Source organism: Donghicola tyrosinivorans (assembly GCF_003003355.1).
GTDB classification, from domain to species: domain Bacteria; phylum Pseudomonadota; class Alphaproteobacteria; order Rhodobacterales; family Rhodobacteraceae; genus Donghicola; species Donghicola tyrosinivorans.
The window spans coordinates 119,909-136,651 of record NZ_PVTQ01000010.1; the positions used below are offsets into that span (position 1 = coordinate 119,909).

Consider the following 16,743-nt stretch of genomic DNA (forward strand, 5'->3'; position numbering starts at 1 on the left):
GGCGGGGCAGAGCGTTTTCGGGCAGGGCGGGGTTATTTCGCCCCGGCGATGACCGCCTTCGCATCGTCAAGCGAATAGCTGACGTTCGCGACCGAGCCTTCGGGCGTGGTTTCCAGCGCCGCATCCAGACCGTCCTGATTGATGGTCAGGAAGGGCACGGTCAGTTCTTTGGGCACCTCTTCGCCCGCCAGAATCTGCTGTGCGACCCAGAACGCCAATGAGGCAACACCCGGCGCGATCGAGACCGACATGGTTTCATAACCATTGGCATCGCGCTGCTCGGCCCACCATTTCAACTCGTCCTGACGGTTGCCCATGACGATCAGCGGGGTGGGGCGGCCAGCGGCGGCGAACGCCTCGGCGGCGCCGTAGCCGTCCCCGCCTTGGGTCACGACCGCAACGATATCGGGCAGCGAGGGCAGAATGCCCGCGACGGCCTTTTGCGCCACGTCCTGCGCCCAATCCCCGTGGACCGCGCCAACGATTTCAAATTGCGAGTGCTTGGCCACGCCTTCGTGGATGCCCTTGCTGATAGCGTCATCGGTGGACACACCCGCTAGACCGCGAATTTCCAGCAGGTTGCCCCCTTCGGGCAGGCGGCTGGCTACATAGTCCATTTCCTGACGGCCCATTTCGACGAAATCCACGGCGATCCGCCATGCGCAGGGCTCGGTTACGATGCTGTCAAAGCTGATCACTTTGACGCCCGCGTCGCAGGCCTCTTTCACCGCGCCGTTCAGAGCGGTGGGCGAGGCGGCGTTCAGCAGGATCGCGTCATAGCCCTGAAGGATCATGTTCTGGATCTGGGCGGCTTGCTCGGTGGTCTGGTTTTCCGATGTGGTAAAGGCGTCGGCGGCGGCGACCACCCCGTCGGCAACCGCTGCGCTGGCGGTTTCCTCAAAGGTTTGCAGCATCGCCTGCCGCCAAGAGTTGCCCGCATAGTTGTTGGACAACGCGATGCGCTTGTCCGCCGTGCCCTCGGCGTAAGCCGCACCAGCCAAGAGGGCCAGCGTCGCGGCCCCGGTCATAATGGTCTTCATTGTCTTCCTCCCTTGCGCCGCAGCGCTCTGCCGGTCTGGCGGCGTCCTCCCCGACATGTGCCAGAACCTAGGCGGATCGTGCTGATGCCCTGAAAAGTTGTAAAGGCACCCAGCCGCAGACCTTATGCGGGAACCCGCAATGCTCTTGCGGGTTTAGGTGTTTTCTTTTTCAATTTTACCGCGCAGACTTGCGCAGTCGCGCAGAACCATAGGGAGAGTGGGTCGCGCGGGGAGAGAGGACATGAGCCATCACGACACGAAAGGCTGCCAGAGCGAACATGTTCTGGCGCGGATCGCCGGACGGCTGGCGCAGCAGACCGACGTGCGCACCGCTTTGATGGCGATTGAACGGGATATCGCGGCGCTGATTCCCTTTGTGCATTGTGATATCTGCCTGCTGGACCGGCCCGGATGGGTGGTCAGCCATGAGGTTGGCATCCGCACCCGCTGGTCGCGGGCCTCGGGGCGGATTGATCATGCGCCGATCCGAGAATTGCTGTTCGGCCAGTGTGATTTCATGCTGACCTCGGACGCGACCTGCGATCTGCGCTTTACCTATCCCGGAGCGGCCTGTGAGCCGATCCTGAACCACCAGTTGCGCAGCCGCGTGCATGTGCCGCTGCGGGTGAAGGGGCAGTTGATCGGGGCGCTGAACCTCTCGGACCGGCAGGTCGGGACTTATGGTGCTGGCACCGTGGCGCAGGCGCAAGAGATCGCCGATGTTCTGGCGCCATGGTTCCACATCCTGCATCTGTCGGACAAGGCGCAGCGCAGCGGGCAAGGGGGCGCGATGGGCCCAAGCAGCGAAGAGGGGCTGCGCCGCGGCGCGCTAGAGTTGACCCAAGCGATGGAGCACGAACGTCAGCGCATCGGCATGGATCTGCATGACCAGACCTTGGCCGATCTGTCGCGTTTGCTGCGTGAAGTCACTGCCGAGGCCCCTTTGCCCCGCGCCGAACTGGCCGTCCATCTGCGCGAAACCATCACCGGCCTACGGCGCATCATTGATGAGGCGGTGCCAACGTTGCTGGAACTGTTCGGCTTCACCCACGCGGTGCGGGTGCACCTTGAGCGGGCCTCGGGCGAAGCAGTTCAGGTGGACGTGCAGGACCTGACCCACGGGCTGCCCGATACACTGGACACCACCGTGCGCAGTGCCCTGTTCCATATCACCCAAGAGGCGATCAATAACGCCACGACCCACGCAGGCGCAGGGCGGATCACTGTGAACATCGATCAGCCAACCGCCACCAGCCTGACCGTCACCGTCAGCGATGACGGCTGCGGGATACCGGCGGCCCCTGCGCGGCAGTCGGGCTTGATGCATATGCGCACGCGGGCGCGGCTGATCTCGGCCGGATTGGACATTCTGCCTGATCACGGCACCACGGTGCGCGTCACTCTGCGCGTGCCGAACCAACAGCAAACGGGAAAGGGTGCCGCATGAAGGTGCTTTTGGTCGAAGATGACCAGTTCCACGCCTCATACATGGAAGACGTGCTGGTCGAGACCCTGCCCGAGGTCACCCAGATTTTCCACGCGGTGAATGGCCAAGAGGCCGAGCGTGAGGCCCGCGCTATGTCGATTGAAGCCGTGGTGATGGACCTGCGTATGTCCCAGTGCAACGGGATCGAGGCGGCGCAGATCCTCTGGCAAGAGCGGGCCGACACCCGCATCCTCTTCTGGTCGAACTACGCGGATGAGGCTTATTTGCGCGGCATTAGTGCCATTGTGCCGGAAGACAGCGCCTATGGCTATCTGCTGAAAACCGCCCCCCGAGACCGGTTGAAACTGGCCCTGCGGGCGGTGTTGGTGGAAGGGCAGATCATGGTGGATCGGGAAATCCACCGGTTGCAGCGGCGCACGTCCTCGCCCCGCAATACGCTGGATGACAGCGAATTTGCGGTGCTGTTGGACCTGAGCCTTGGTCTGCAAGACCGCATGATCGCCGAACGTCAGGGCATGTCGTTGCGCACGGTGCAGAACCGGCTTTTGTCCCTTTATGACAAGCTGGGGGTCGAGGATGTCTCGGACGATGAGACACCCATCAACAAGCGCGTCCGCGCCCTGAACCGTGCCTTGATCACGCGCACCCTGAACATCGAAACTCTGGAAACCGCCGAGCGCGAATTCGAGCGTTGGCAATCGTCCCGCGCCTAGCCGGTCTTTAACCGGCCTGACGCAGGGCGCTTAGGTGATCGGGCAGTTGTGAGGTGCGCGAATAGTCCCTTGCAGGTGCGCCATATGCAACGCCTGTGGGTAGGTCGGCCAAGTCCCCGAACAGCTCGAACACCTCATGGCGGGCGGCGGCGTCCATGCTGCCAAGGGCGGTTTGGCCGGGGTAGAGGCTTTCGCTAGGGACGCCGTTGGCAAAGATCACCTCATGCTGGTCGAACAGCAGGTGCATGTATGTCACCGCGCGGCAACCAAGCATCTGGCGCACCGCGCCGCCGGGCAGGCGGGCAAGATGGATGGCCCGATAGAGGATCTCATCCCCGCCGCGGGTGTCGGTCTTTAGCAGAACCCCATGCTGGGGCGAGACGATCAGATCGCGGTCAAACCCGAAAAACTCGTGCCGCAGCAGGATGGGGCGCAGATGGGGCTGTGCGTCCAACTCTTGCGCGTCCAGAGTGCGCTGGCCTACCCAAAGCAAGGGTTTCACGCCATTATCGCGGGTGACGACCAGATCACCGGGGGCCAGCGTTTCAATCGGCACATCGCCCGACGGGGTGCGGATCAAGGTGCCGGGGGTGAAGCACACAACGCCGGTATTGTCGTTGCTAAAGGTCGCGCCGGTGGCGGTGGCACCGGTGACGGTCAGCGAGCCCGCACCGAATTGCAGGTTGTCCGAATAGTCGACCGCCTTGCCTTGGGTGTCGGTGGTGTTCGACTGGTTCAGGATGCCGTCGTCTGCTTGGTCCGCCCAGATTTCCTTCAGTGTGTCGTAGTGGCCCGACAGATCCAGAAAGTCGTTGTTGGTGCTGTCGCCATCGAAAAGCGCACCGGTGTTGCCGGTGTTGAAATCGCTGATGGTGTCATTCCCGCCCGAGATGACAAAGGTGTCATCGCCTGCACCGCCGGTCAGAACGTCACTGTCCAGCCCGCCGTCCAGCGTGTCATTGCCCGCGCCACCATCGATGGTGTCATTGCCTGCGCCGCCGGTCAGACTGTCATTGCCCGCCGCGCTGACCAGATCGGGATCGTTCAGGCCTGTGTCGATGATCGCAACGCCGCTGTCGGCTTCACTGGCCGAAACCAGCAGCCCGCCCGCGATGTCGATATCTTCGGAATCCGCAAGCTCGGCACCGCCTTCGCCAGCATCATTGATCACATGGGTCTGGGTGAGCGTGACCGTTCCATCGCCGTTGACGGTCGGTTTATAGAAGAACAGGCCGCCCTGTTCGCCGCCAACAACCAGCGCACCGCCGTCGTCCGAGGGCATGAACCCCATCGATGAGATATCGGTGACGGTGTTGTCTAGCTGACCGACAAGGGTCAGGTCATAGCTGGTGGTGCCATCGACGCGGAAGATCACCACATCATCATCGGTGCCGCCTACGAACAGATAGGTCTTGCCACCAATCTCGCCAAAGGCTCCGGCCGAGACGTTCCAAAGGCCGGTCTCATTGGGGGCGATCAGGTCGCGTGACAGGCTTTCACCCGCCGGATTGGTGTCACCCGCGCCCGCCGCGTCATCGGCCCGCGCATCCTGCAAGGTCAGCTGGCCGCTGCTGTTCAGGGTCCAAAGGGCGATGCCGTTCTCGGACCCGCCCGAGATGACAAAGGTCTTGCCACTGCTGTTGGTAAAGCTTTCCAGCAGGGACGAGGAACTCTGCCCGCTTTCGGCCAGAAAATTCTCGCCCGCGCCGCCTTGGTCGTATTTGATATCGGTCTGGGTCAGCAGCCCGTCAGAGCCAATGCGGTAGACCGTCATCGCATCGGCCATGCCACCCGCTGTGGCCAGCAGATAGGCGTTACCGCCGACTTCGACCGCTGAAAGCTCGCCCACTTCGTCCAGATTGCTGCCGCTGATGCGGTTCACAAAAGTAAGCGTGCCCATGCTGTTCACGCTAGAGATACCGATGGTGTCCGTGTCGTGGTCAGCGGTGTAGACGTAGCTGGCACCAGTGCTAAGCGTGATGCTGGCCATTGCCTCGATGTTGTGGAAGCCGTTGCTGTGGTCCGCTTGTGTGACCTTGCTGATCTGGCCGCCAAGGATCTGGCCATAGGTCGCCGAGGTCGGGTCGTTGTCGACCTCATAGCTGGCGATGCCGTCTGTGGATGCCAGACGCTCGGACGAGATCAGGATGGTCTTGCCGTTCGCAAGCTCTAGCAGTTCAACCGCGCGGGTCTGCCAGGATTCCGTCTGGCCATTGTCCTGAAGGTTGTCCGAGTTCACTGGGTTCAGCGTGCCATAGGTCGCGCCGCCTTCGGTGTCGCCATAGATCACGTCGGCCCCGTCGCCGCCTGAAATCGTATCGGCCCCGCCGCCACCTTCGATGGTGTCGTTGCCCGCGCCGCCGCTGATCACATTGTTGGTGCCGTCGATCTGGTCCCCATGCACGTCCACATGGCCAAGACGCAGGTTGTCCCCAAGGCTGGTGCCGTCCACCACACCGTTGGTAAAGCCGTTATCGATCCGGTCAGCGGCCATCAGCGCGTCATTCAAGACGACTTCATTCAAGGTCACCGAAGCAATCGGTTTTTCCGCAAGTGCGGCCTGCTCGGCCTCACCGCCGATAGGGTTGGGAAGGATATAGGTTTGGCCGGTGGTGGTTTGTCCGATGCGGATATTATAGCTGATCGAGGTGCCGTCGGTGAACGTCACCGTCGATTGGTAAACCGCGATGCCGTCAAACGTGTAAGTCGTGCCATTAACCGAGAATTGCTCATTCGCCGCATTGTTATTGGTGTCGTAACTATCCCCGACACTTCCAACTGTTGACAGGGTTTGCAGCGAATTGGCCAGAGGGTTGCCAAGACTTCCGAAGGTCAGCCCGCGCAACGCAGTGGCATTTCCCGAAATGTTATCGCCTTCGTTGACATCGATTTGGGTTAGAACACCAAGATAAATGACATCAAAAGTTCTCGACACGGGTCTTCCCTTCTAGTTCCATAAGCTTTCTGCCCGCGAAATCGCTCCGCAGGTTTCTTGGCCATCGGACTAGGAAACGACGCTCAAATGGGCGGTTTTATTGGGACGGGCTTATCCCATACGTAATTGAAAATTACATATGAACGGGTGGCTGAGGCATACGTTTGGCCGTATCCGACGCGCTGCGCTTGGCGCGGTATGGGCCGTTGTACCGGAACTTCAACGCTGAAGCAGGCCGGAATCAAGCCGGTTCGAACGGGTGGATGGCGTTGCGCTGCAGGTTGGTTATGCGGGATTTTCTAGTCGAAAACCTTTCCAACATACTGAGATATCTAGAATTATATTTAGATAGTATGTATACATATTTTTATTTGACGAAAGATGATAAGTACAGTTATCAATGAAGGATCAACCAAGGGGAGGTAGGGCGATGCAATTCTACATGGACGGTTTTCGTGGGGGCGACCCTGATATCAAGAACGCAGCACCAAACCGCCGAGACCGGACGCCTTTTGCACCCCTGCCGGAAAAGGTCGATGTGCTGATCGCAGGCTGTGGTCCGGCGGGGCTGTGTCTGGCGGCGCAACTGTCCCAGTTCCCCCAGATCGACACCATGATCGTCGAGCGCAAGCCCGGCCCGCTGGAAAAAGGGCAGGCCGACGGGATCAACACCCGCACGATGGAAATGTTTCAGGCTTTCGGTTTTGGCGAGAAGGTGAAACGCGAAAGCTATTGGGTCAACCAGACCACCTTCTGGACGCCGAACCCCGAAAACCCCGACCACATCCAGCGGGTCGGGCGGGTGCAGGACGTGCCGGATGACAGCTCGGAGATGCCGCATACGCTGATTAACCAAGCGCGTGTGCATGAGCTGTTCCTCGATGTGATGAAAAACGCGCCCTCGAAACTGGTGCCTGACTATTCGTGGCAGGTGGCGGATTTGACCATTGATCCAGATGCGGAAGATTACCCCGTGACCGTGATCCTTGAGAACACCGGCATCAACGCGGGCGACCGCAAGATCGTGCGGGCGCGCTATGTGGTGGGCTGCGACGGGGCGCGGTCCAGCGTGCGCACGGCGATTGGCGGCCAGCTGCACGGGGATGCGGCCCATCAGGCGTGGGGCGTGATGGATATCCTTGCCAACACCGATTTCCCCGATGTGCGCCAGAAGTGCCTGATCGCCTCGCAGAAGGAAGGGAACATCCTGATCCTGCCCCGCGAAGGCGGCTATCTGTTCCGGATGTATGTGGAACTGGACAAGCTGAACCCGGATGAGCGGGTCGCCAACCGCAACCTCAAGGCCGAGGATATCATCGCGGCGGCCAACCGGATCATGAAGCCCTACACCATCGACGTGAAGCAGGTGGTCTGGTGGTCGATCTATGAGATCGGACACCGCCTGAGCGACCGTTTCGATGATGTGCCCGAGGGCGTGGATCGCAATCCTTGCGTCTTTACGTCGGGGGATGCCTGCCACACCCACAGCCCCAAGGCGGGGCAGGGGATGAACGTGTCCATGCAGGATACCTTCAACCTTGGCTGGAAGCTGATCCACGTGCTGACGGGCCGTGCTGACGCCAGCCTTCTGCGCAGTTACTCCAAAGAACGCTGGGTCGAGGCTAAGCGCCTGATCGACACCGATCATGCGTGGTCGCGCATCATGTCCGCCCCTCCGGGTCAGTCGGAACTGGACGGCGCGGGCATGCCCCGTTTCCAAAAGCAGTTCATTGAGAACCTCGAATTTACCGGTGGTTTGGCGGTGAAATATGACCCCTCGGCTCTGACGGCGCAGCCGGTGCATCAGGATTTGGCCAGCGGCCAGCAGATCGGCCGCCGCTTTCATTCCGCCCCTGTTGTGCGGGTAGCCGATGCCATGCAGATGCAATTGGGTCATGCGGCAGAGGCCGACGGGCGCTGGCGCATCTATGCCTTTGCTGGCGAGGGGGATAGCTCGGAGGCAGGCTCGGGCATTCACAAGCTGGCCGATTGGTTGGAACATGATCCGGCCTCGCCCGTGGTCCGGCACACCCGCAAGGATGAGGATATCGACGCGATCATCGACGTGCGGGCCATATTCCAGCAGACATTTGACCAACTGGCCTATGAGGACATGCCGAGCCTCTTGAAACCCAAGAAGGGCAAGCTGGGGCTGCAGGACTATGAAAAAGTCTTCTGCACTGATCACAAAGGCATGGGCGATATCTTTGACATGCGCGGGATCGACAGGGCGAAAGGCTGCATGATCGTGGTGCGCCCCGACCAGTATATCGCCAACGTCCTGCCGCTGAACGGCACTGCGGAACTGTCGACCTTTTTTGATGGCATCCTGTTGCCCGTGGGCGCAGATTGATCCACCGTCATAGACACCCAAAAGGGTCGCGAGGCATCCCGCGACCCTTAATTTACGTCATGAAACGCTTATTTGTTGCCCAAGCCGATCCGCGCGATAAAGGCTTTGTGGCTGTCCACCAGACTCTGGGTTTCGGGGGTTTTCTTGGCCCATTCGTCCCAGCGGCCAATCGCGGCTTCACGGAAGGTAGCGCGATCCTCAGCGGACCAGTCATAGATCGTGACGCCTTGCTCGGGCAGCTTGGCGAGCGCCTCGCCGTTCTCGACGATGGTCAGAGCCATCAGTTTCAGCCCCAATGAATCCATTGCAGTACGCATGATCGCCTGCTGGCTCTCGTCCAGCGACTCCCACACGCTGGTCGAACAGGCCAGATGGTCCGCCGACATGGAATGGAAGCCCGGATAAGTGGTGTGCTTGGCGATGTCATAGATGCCAAGACCCACGTTATTGGCCAACGTCGAGGCATCGGCCCCGTCAATGATCCCCGTCTCAAGCGAGGTGAAAATCTCGGTAAAGTCCATCACCAGCGGCGTCGATCCGAGGGCGGCGAAAATTTCCGACTCCATGCCGGGGGGCGAGCGGAACTTGAAGCCCTTCAGGTCTTCGATCCCGTTCAGAGGGCGGGTCGAGTTCAGGCTTTCCTGACCACCCAAATAGCCGCCGACAAAGGTCATGCCTTCGGGGCCGTAAAGGGCGTTGATCGCCTCGGCGCCGCCGCCGTATTTCAGCCAAGCGTGCCACTGGATCGGCGTGTCATAGCCGCCCATGGTGTCGGCCACGAACTGGTAGGCGGGGTTCAGGCCGGTCTGGTAGCTGCCGTTGGTCATGTCGCAGTCCAGAATGCCATTTGCCGCCGCCGAGAAGGTCTCGGCCGAAGCGACCACAGCCGAGCTGTAGAACATCTCGATATCGATCGAGCCGCCGGACATGAGTTCGACGTCTTTCACAAAGTCCTGCACCATGCGCCCCGAGGCGGATTCAGGCGCTTGGTGGGTCTGGATACGCAGGTTCACGGTGTCCGCCGATGCGGCGCCTGCGGCCATCAGGGTGCTGCACAGAAGCAGTGTCATTGTCTTGGTCATTGGTCTTCCTCCCTTGGTGGCTGCCCCTTTGGCGGGCATGCCTGTTTTGATCACCGCCGCCCCGTTTGCGGGCGGCGATGTCTTGTGGTGTCGTTTCTCAACAATGCGGCCTCTTGATCCCTGCCGACACAAAAGCGCCGACAGGGAGGAGAGGGCCTTATTCCGCCGCCAGCAGCTGCGGTCTGAACGCGTCTTCCATCGCGCGGCGCACGGTGACGGCCTGACTGTCCGATGCCTCTACATCGTCCCAGCTTAGAACCTGCCCTTCAGGGACATCGCGCTTCAGCTTCATGCCGTGGGCCAGACCGATGGGTAGCGCTTTTGCGGCCAGTGAATCCTCGGCCCGTGCGATGCGGCCCCAGACGGTGTAGCCGCCTTCGCCGTCCAGCATATCGCCCGGCTTCAGGCCCTTTTTCGCGACCGCCACCACGTCCGAGACCAACCCGTTCGTGCGGCCTGTCGGCTCGCCCCGCAGGGCGGCACTGGCGACGCTGATGCCAAGTTCTAGACCGATCAGATGGGACGGGCGGTAAAGCGTTGCGTAGCGACCCGATTTGTCGGTGGTGACCCCGTATTCACGGAAGCAGCGGCGCACATAATCCGCGCCTTTGCCCTCTTCATCGCTGGCTTCAAGGGTCACGTAGACCCCCCAGCGCAGATCGCCAAAGACCTGCCGTCCGTCCCGTTCAACACTTGAGACAACCTCGACCATGCCCGCCTGTTCCAGCACGCCGCCGTGGGCGCGGGGTTTTAGAACCTCGGGCAGATCATGGGTGCCGCAGGGCGGGAACAGCAGACCGTCTTTGGGGGCCAACAGACCCGCCGCGTTCGAGATCGCCGCCATTTCCAGCGAGGATTTGGTGCCATCAAGGAACGAGTTGAACATCTGCGGGTTCATCCCGCCTGCCGCCGCCTCTTCGGGCGTCAGGCCATAGTGGCCCCAGACCGTGTCGGGGGTGGATTGGGCAAATTCCGGCAGGTATTTCGTGCCCTTACCGGCGGCAACCACCTTAAACCCACAGGCGCGGGCCCAGTCGATCTGCTCGCACACCAAAGCGGGCTGGTCGCCGTAGGCCATCGAATAGACCAGACCGGCCTTGTCGAATTCCTGCACCAGATAGGCACCGGCCAGCACGTCGGCCTCGACGTTGACCATGACCATGTGACAGCCATTCTGGGCAGCTAGCAGCGCGTGGCGGATGCCTGCGGCGGGGCTGCCGGTGGCGTCGATGATGACTTCCATGCCAGGGGTGCTGATCAGGGCGGCGCTGTCCTCGGTCAGGCAGGTGCGGCCTGTGTTCATGGCGTCAGAGAGGCTGTCGGTAACCGCTGCATCCGCGTCCCAGCCGGTGTTCACCAGCGCCTTGCGCGCCCGTTCTGGCGACAAATCCGCGATCCCCACCAGATGCATGCCGGGGATATGGCGCACTTGGCTAAGGAACATCGAGCCGAACTTGCCCGCCCCGATCAGGCCCACGCGGATCGGCTTGCCCTCCGCCTGACGGGCGGCCAGCTTGGTGTAAAGGTTCATAAATCACTCCTCGGGAGGGTGGCTGGCCGCGGCATCCGTCTTTGCGGGAAAGCACGTCTTCAGAGGGCGCTAAATTGCGCCAAGCTGCTGAAAACCATGTCATTTCCTGTAAGGTAACCCCATCCAAAGGGGCCGATGCAGCGTTCCGGTCAAAGCCCTCCTCCAACTTTGACCGATCCATCTGATTCAATTTTAGGCGGAACTGAAGCGAAAGAACAAACGACTTTTCAGGCGCGATTCATTAGAATATCTAAAGTGGATGAGCATCCCGTTCCGCGCCATAACCGCCTTTCACGCCGCCGCCCGCACGGGCAGCATGCAGCAGGCTGCCGAGGTTCTGGGCGTCACGCCAAGCGCGGTCAGCCAGCAAATCCAGATCATTGAAGCCCACATCGGCGTGCGCCTTTTCAGCCGAAAGGGCCGCAAATCGGTGCTGACCGAAGCGGGCGAGCGGTATTTCGAGATGATCCGCGATGATGTGGATCGCATCACCGCCGCGACCGAGCGGATGCGGGGTGTGAACTCTTACACCACGCTGAACGTGCGCATCGCGCCGACCTTTGCGACCAAATGGGTGATGCCGCGTCTGGACGAATTTCTGGCACTGCACCCTGATATTGAATTGCGGCTGGACGCCACGAACGAGCCGCCAGATTTCGCCCGCGAGAACATTGATCTGGAGATCCGCCACGGGGCCGGTCCGTGGCACGGGCTACATGTTGAACCGCTGGTCGATGAACCGATGGAGGTGCTTTGCGCCCCGAAGTACGCGGCGGCGCAGTCCCTGAGTGCTGCGCAACTGGACGGACATACGCTGATCCATTCGGTCAAGAATGTGGTGCAGTGGTCGGACTGGTTCCAGCATCAGGGTCACCCCATGCCGACCCAGTCGCGGCGGGTGCTGTTCGACCGTGCCCATATGTCCATCGATCTGGCAGCAAATGGTCACGGGCTAGCGCTGGAATCCCGCCTGACCGCCGCGCAAGAGATCGCCAGTGGCCGCCTTGTGCCCGCGATCCGCGATGCAAAGCCGATTATCCAGCAATCCTTGTGGCTGGTCTGCCCCTATTCGCACCTGAACCGTCGCAAGGTCCGCCATTTCTACAACTGGCTGAAATCGACCCTGACCGAGTTTCCCGCCGCCGCGCACTGATCAGGTATTACGCGATACCTGTTGGCTTATTGGGTCCAGTTGGGTTTTTCGTCAAACCTTCTCTCGCACCAGCGTCGCCAGAGGAGGAGGAGCCAATGGGCATCGTAAATCAGGAAAACATCACCGACGTCGTCATCGAAAGCCTTGGCAAACATGGCGAAATTACCGACCGCCAGCGCGAGATTATGGTCTCGATGCTCGAGCACATGCATGGCTTCATCAAGGACGTGAAGCTTCAGCATTCGGAGTTTCTGGCCGTCTGCGATTATCTGGCCCGCGCCGGTAAGCTCTGCAATGAGAACCGTCAGGAATTCATCCTGCTGGGGGACATTCTAGGGGTCGAGGTTCTGGTCGACATGATGACGAACCCGATCGAAGGAGCGGAAAGTGAATCCACCGTTCTGGGGCCGTTTTATCGTGAGAACCCGCCGGTTCTGCCCAAGGGTGGCTCGGTCATTCTGAAGCATTACGACAACGAAGAGACTGTCTATTACGAAGGCTACATTCGCGATGAGGCCGGAAATGGCATCGCCGGTGTGCTTCTGGATGTGTGGGAAGACGCGCCGAACGGTGTCTATGAGAACCTTGATCCCGACCAGCCCGAATACAACCTGCGTGGCCGGTTCGAGACCGATGAAAACGGCCACTACGCCTTTGTCGCCGTCCGTCCTGTGCCCTATCCGATCCCAGATGACGAAACCGCGGGCGAATTGCTGCGGTATATGGGGCACCACCCGAACCGCCCCGCGCATATGCACTTTATCATCGCCAAAGAAGGCTATCAGCAACTGATCAGCCAGATCTATGACGCCGACAGCGATTGGCTGGAAGATGACAGCGTGTTTGCAGTGAAGGAAAGCCTGATCGGTGAATTCAAACCCGCCGCGCCCGAACTGGGTACTAAGCTGCACTTTGAATTCGACTTCGTTCTGAAGGCAGCCGCCGCCGAAGGCCGGATGTCAGCAGAATAAGGCAACCTGATCAATTGACAGAGGCTCCTGATCAACGGGGGCCTTTTTTCGTTGCGCATTCGTTGTACTGTGCTGCGATCAAGCGCGTTGGGGAGGACGATCTTGAACTTTAGACAACTGACGTATTTCGTCGCCGTCGCCGAGGAATTGCACTTTGGACGCGCCGCCGAGCGGCTGGACATGGCGCAGCCGCCGCTAAGCCGGCAGATCAAATTGCTGGAGGAAGAGCTTGGCGCGGTTTTGCTGAACCGTGGACGCAGCGCGACGACCCTGACCCAAGCGGGCGAGCGGCTCTTGGAACGCTCGAAGTCCATCTTTGCCTTGCTTGAGGACACGCGCCTTGAAGTGCGCCGTTTGGGCCAAGGGGCCGAGGGGCGGCTGCGGATCGGCTTTGTCGGCTCGGCCACATTCGGCATTCTGCCCAATATCGTGAAGTCCTTTCGGGCCAATTATCCGGATGTGAACCTGAGCCTGATCCCGATGAACAACCATCAGCTTCATCGGGCGCTGGTCTCGCGCGAGCTGGACATCGCCTTTGCCCGTCCTGCCTTGAAAGACCCCGAATTTGTGACCCGAGAGTTGGTCGAGGAAAAGCTGGTGCTGGCGCTGCCGGACACCTTGGACACGGGCACCCGCAACTATGCCAAGCTAGAGCGGCTTCAGACCCACTACCTGATCCTCTACCCCGAATTCCCGCGTCCCAGCTACGCCGATACGGTGCTGAACGCCTGCGAGAACGCGGGCTTTCCCGTGCCTCTGCGCATCTTCACCATGGACCTGCAAACGGCTTTAAGCCTTGTAGCGATTGGCGAAGGGGTGTGCATCGTGCCGGAATCCGTACGCAACGCGCCCCGCGCGGGCATCAAGTTCCTGAATATTGAACCAGAGATTGCCCGTACATCTCTATCGGTGAATTACCGTCTGGATGAACAAAGCGTCCACGTTCAGAATTTTGTCCGTTTGGCGCAAAAGGTGGCACGTAAAACCTTCTGAAATGAAAGGCCCCCGCCATGGGAAACGGAGGCCGGTCGAGCAGCGAATGGAGCGCCGCTCTCAAGGCCGGGAGAGCCTTGTCTCGCTGACCTCAAACACCCAGCCAGGTGTGCTGGACCTCTTCGTTCGCGCGGATCTCTGCGGCGCTGCCGGTCCAAACCACTTGGCCCTTACCAACCACTGCAACGTCATCGGCCAGCGATGTGGCAAAGCCGAAGTTCTGTTCCACGATGATCATCGACAGGCCCGCCCGTTTCAGATCGAGCAGCTTGTCGTGGATCAGCTTGACGATGATGGGGGCCAGCCCCTCGGTCGGCTCGTCAAGGATCAGAAGGCGCGGGTTCATAAGAAGGGCGCGGGCGATGGCCAGCATCTGTTGCTCGCCCCCCGATAGCTGGGTGCCGCCGTTGTCCATCCGCTCGCCCAGACGAGGGAAAAGGTCAACGACCCGATCCATCGTCCAGCCGCCGGGGCCGCCCTTGAACCGCTTGGCTGCCAGTTCAAGGTTTTCGCGCACGCTGAGCGAGGGGAAAATGTCCCGCGTTTCAGGCACATAGGCGATGCCGGTTTTCGCAACATCAAAGGGGCGTTCGGGCATGGGTTTGCCGTCAAAGGTGATCTGCCCCGATTTCAGCGGCAAAAGCCCCATGATGGTTTTCAGGGTGGTTGATTTCCCCGCCCCGTTCCGGCCAAGGATCGCGAGCACGCGCCCTTGCTGCGCCGAGAGGTTAAGCCCGTAGAGAACCTGCGTTTCTCCGTAACCGGCTTCAATTCCGCTTAGATCAAGCATCTTCCCAGCTCCCCAGATAGATTTCCTTCAGCAATTTCGATCCCCGCGCCGCCTCTGGCAGACCGTCAAAGACCACTTCGCCGTAGTTCAGCACGGTGATGGTGTCGGCCACGTCAAAGGCCAGATCCATGTCGTGTTCGATGATCAGAATGGTCAGATCACGGGGCAGGTTGTTCAGCAGGTCATGAAAGCCCTTGGACATTTCTGGGCCGACGCCGCTGGTCGGTTCGTCCATCAGCAGCACCATGGGGCGGGTCGCCAGCGCCACGCCAACCTCTAGCTGGCGGCGGACGCCATAGCTGACCTCGGACACTTTGGCGTGCAGATAGGGCATTAGATTTACCTGATTTGCCACCTCTGCCACAATCTCGCGCACCTCGGGTTTGGCCAGACTGTCGGACCACAGGCGCGTGGCGTGGCCGGTGTGGACGGCTGCGGCAAGGCCAAGGTTTTCTTCAACCGTTAGCCCGTCAAACAGGGTGTTCTTCTGGTAGCTGCGCGACAGCCCCTGCCGCGCGCGACCTGCCACTGACAGGCCGGTGACGTCTTGACCTGCCAGATGGATGGTACCCTTGTCTGGGGTTAACTCGCCCACGATCTGATTGAAGAGGGTGGTCTTGCCCGCACCGTTCGGCCCCAGAATGACGCGGCGCTCACCCCGTTCCAGTTTCATCGAGACATTGCGGGTCACATGTACCGCACCAAAGCTCTTGTCTAATCCTTGTAGCTCAAGCATCGCCGGTCACCTCCTGCGCTTCGGTCCCTCGGGTGCTGTCCGCCAGGCGGCGGTCCAGTTTGGCGCCCCAGCGGGCCTCGACCCAGCCGAAGATGCCGTTGGCGCGGCTGAGAACCACTGCGATCAGAATGCTGCCGACGACCAGATGCCAGTAGCTGGTCAGGGCGCTGACCTCATGTTTCAGCACCACGAATGCGGCGGCCCCGACCAGCGGTCCGACCAGCGTGCCTAGCCCGCCAAGGATCACCACCACCAGCGCCTCGCCGGAGACGGTCCAGTTTAGAAGACCGGGCGAGATATACATGCTGTGCTGTGCGGCCAGAACGCCCGCCAGACCCGCGATCATGCCGGAAACGCCAAAGATATCGGCCTTTACGCGCCAGACGGTCAGACCCAAGGCCCGCATCCGCTGCGCGTTGTGCATGACGCCGGACAAAGACCGGCCAAGGCCCGAGCGTAAAGTGATCACCGCCGCCCCATAGACCAGCGTCAGCGCCGCCAGACAGAACAGGGCAAAGCTGCGGCTGTCGTCCAGATCAATGCCCACAAGGCTTAAGTCAGGGCGCGAGATGCCGCCAAGTCCGTCGTCACCGCCAAAGACTGGCGCCTCGAAAACGTAGGAATAGGCCATTTGCCCAAAAGCCAGCGTGGCCATGATGAAATAGATGCCATGGCTGCGGGCACAGACCGCGCCGACGACCCAAGCGCCTGCGCCCGTGATCGCCACGGCGGCGACCATCGATAGCGGCACCGAAATGCCCGCCTTGGTGCTGAGCAAGGCAAAAGCGTAGGCACCTACGCCCATCAGTGCCCCGTGGCACAGGGACACCATGCCGCCGAAACCGGCCACTATGTCCAAAGCCAGCACAAGGATCGCAAGGATCAAAATCTCGGTCAGGATTTCAAGGCCGAAGTATCCGGCGGTGACGGCGTGCGCCACGGCCCCGGCGGCCAGCAGCACCAAAGCGCCGTAGCGCAATGTGTTATGACGGAACATGA

The 16,743-nt window shown here is 60.7% G+C and carries 13 protein-coding genes; 6 read left to right on the forward strand and 7 right to left on the reverse strand.

Features of this window, described 5'->3' with window-relative positions; translation table 11 throughout:
* Positions 1 to 32: 32 nt before the first annotated feature.
* Complete coding sequence (locus CLV74_RS14520) at positions 33 to 1,040, reverse strand: ABC transporter substrate-binding protein (protein ID WP_106266103.1); 1,008 nt, start codon at positions 1,038 to 1,040, stop codon at positions 33 to 35.
* A gap of 241 nt (positions 1,041 to 1,281) precedes the next feature.
* Between CLV74_RS14520 and CLV74_RS14525 the strand changes: the two genes are divergently transcribed.
* Positions 1,282 to 2,487 (forward strand): GAF domain-containing sensor histidine kinase, encoded by a 1,206-nt coding sequence (locus tag CLV74_RS14525; protein ID WP_106266105.1) that lies wholly within the window; start codon positions 1,282 to 1,284, stop codon positions 2,485 to 2,487.
* Positions 2,484 to 3,200: a response regulator transcription factor gene (locus CLV74_RS14530; RefSeq protein WP_106266107.1), complete on the forward strand. Its 717-nt coding sequence runs from the start codon at positions 2,484 to 2,486 to the stop codon at positions 3,198 to 3,200. The genes CLV74_RS14525 and CLV74_RS14530 overlap by 4 nt, the downstream gene beginning before the upstream one ends.
* A 7-nt stretch (positions 3,201 to 3,207) precedes the next feature.
* Here the strand turns inward: CLV74_RS14530 and CLV74_RS14535 are convergent, their stop codons facing one another.
* Positions 3,208 to 6,135, reverse strand: coding sequence for a Hint domain-containing protein (locus tag CLV74_RS14535; RefSeq protein WP_146134965.1), 2,928 nt, complete (start codon positions 6,133 to 6,135; stop codon positions 3,208 to 3,210).
* Between the two features lie 430 nt (positions 6,136 to 6,565).
* On the opposite strand from CLV74_RS14535, the gene CLV74_RS14545 reads away from it, so the two are divergent.
* On the forward strand, positions 6,566 to 8,488 hold the full coding sequence (locus CLV74_RS14545; protein ID WP_106266115.1) for an FAD-binding monooxygenase: 1,923 nt from the start codon (positions 6,566 to 6,568) through the stop codon (positions 8,486 to 8,488).
* A gap of 68 nt (positions 8,489 to 8,556) precedes the next feature.
* Here CLV74_RS14545 and CLV74_RS14550 read toward each other — a convergent pair whose 3' ends face one another.
* Positions 8,557 to 9,570: a TRAP transporter substrate-binding protein gene (locus tag CLV74_RS14550; RefSeq protein WP_106266117.1), complete on the reverse strand. Its 1,014-nt coding sequence runs from the start codon at positions 9,568 to 9,570 to the stop codon at positions 8,557 to 8,559.
* A 157-nt stretch (positions 9,571 to 9,727) separates the two neighbouring features.
* Positions 9,728 to 11,101 (reverse strand): NAD(P)H-dependent oxidoreductase, encoded by a 1,374-nt coding sequence (locus CLV74_RS14555; RefSeq protein ID WP_106266119.1) that lies wholly within the window; start codon positions 11,099 to 11,101, stop codon positions 9,728 to 9,730.
* A 259-nt stretch (positions 11,102 to 11,360) separates the two neighbouring features.
* Here CLV74_RS14555 and CLV74_RS14560 point away from each other — a divergent pair, with 259 nt between their 5' ends.
* The 3 genes from CLV74_RS14560 to CLV74_RS14570 all read left to right on the forward strand — a co-directional run bounded on the left by CLV74_RS14560 (position 11,361) and on the right by CLV74_RS14570 (position 14,218).
* The gene (locus CLV74_RS14560) at positions 11,361 to 12,254 is read left to right on the forward strand and encodes a LysR substrate-binding domain-containing protein (protein ID WP_106266121.1); all 894 of its coding nucleotides are present in this window, start codon (positions 11,361 to 11,363) and stop codon (positions 12,252 to 12,254) included.
* Positions 12,255 to 12,349: 95 nt separating this feature from the next.
* Positions 12,350 to 13,225, forward strand: coding sequence for a dioxygenase family protein (locus CLV74_RS14565; RefSeq protein WP_106266124.1), 876 nt, complete (start codon positions 12,350 to 12,352; stop codon positions 13,223 to 13,225).
* 102 nt (positions 13,226 to 13,327) lie between these two features.
* Positions 13,328 to 14,218 carry a LysR family transcriptional regulator gene (locus tag CLV74_RS14570; RefSeq protein WP_106266127.1) on the forward strand — a complete coding sequence of 297 codons (891 nt, stop codon included), beginning with the start codon at positions 13,328 to 13,330 and terminating at the stop codon, positions 14,216 to 14,218.
* Between the two features lie 91 nt (positions 14,219 to 14,309).
* Here CLV74_RS14570 and CLV74_RS14575 read toward each other — a convergent pair whose 3' ends face one another.
* From CLV74_RS14575 to CLV74_RS14585, 3 genes are read right to left on the reverse strand one after another with little or no spacing between them, the layout of a single operon-like run.
* On the reverse strand, positions 14,310 to 15,008 hold the full coding sequence (locus CLV74_RS14575; protein ID WP_106266129.1) for an ABC transporter ATP-binding protein: 699 nt from the start codon (positions 15,006 to 15,008) through the stop codon (positions 14,310 to 14,312).
* Positions 15,001 to 15,744 (reverse strand): ABC transporter ATP-binding protein, encoded by a 744-nt coding sequence (locus CLV74_RS14580; protein WP_106266132.1) that lies wholly within the window; start codon positions 15,742 to 15,744, stop codon positions 15,001 to 15,003. The genes CLV74_RS14575 and CLV74_RS14580 overlap by 8 nt, the downstream gene beginning before the upstream one ends.
* On the reverse strand, positions 15,737 to 16,741 hold the full coding sequence (locus tag CLV74_RS14585) for a branched-chain amino acid ABC transporter permease (protein ID WP_106266135.1): 1,005 nt from the start codon (positions 16,739 to 16,741) through the stop codon (positions 15,737 to 15,739). The genes CLV74_RS14580 and CLV74_RS14585 overlap by 8 nt, the downstream gene beginning before the upstream one ends.
* Positions 16,742 to 16,743: the final 2 nt, after the last annotated feature.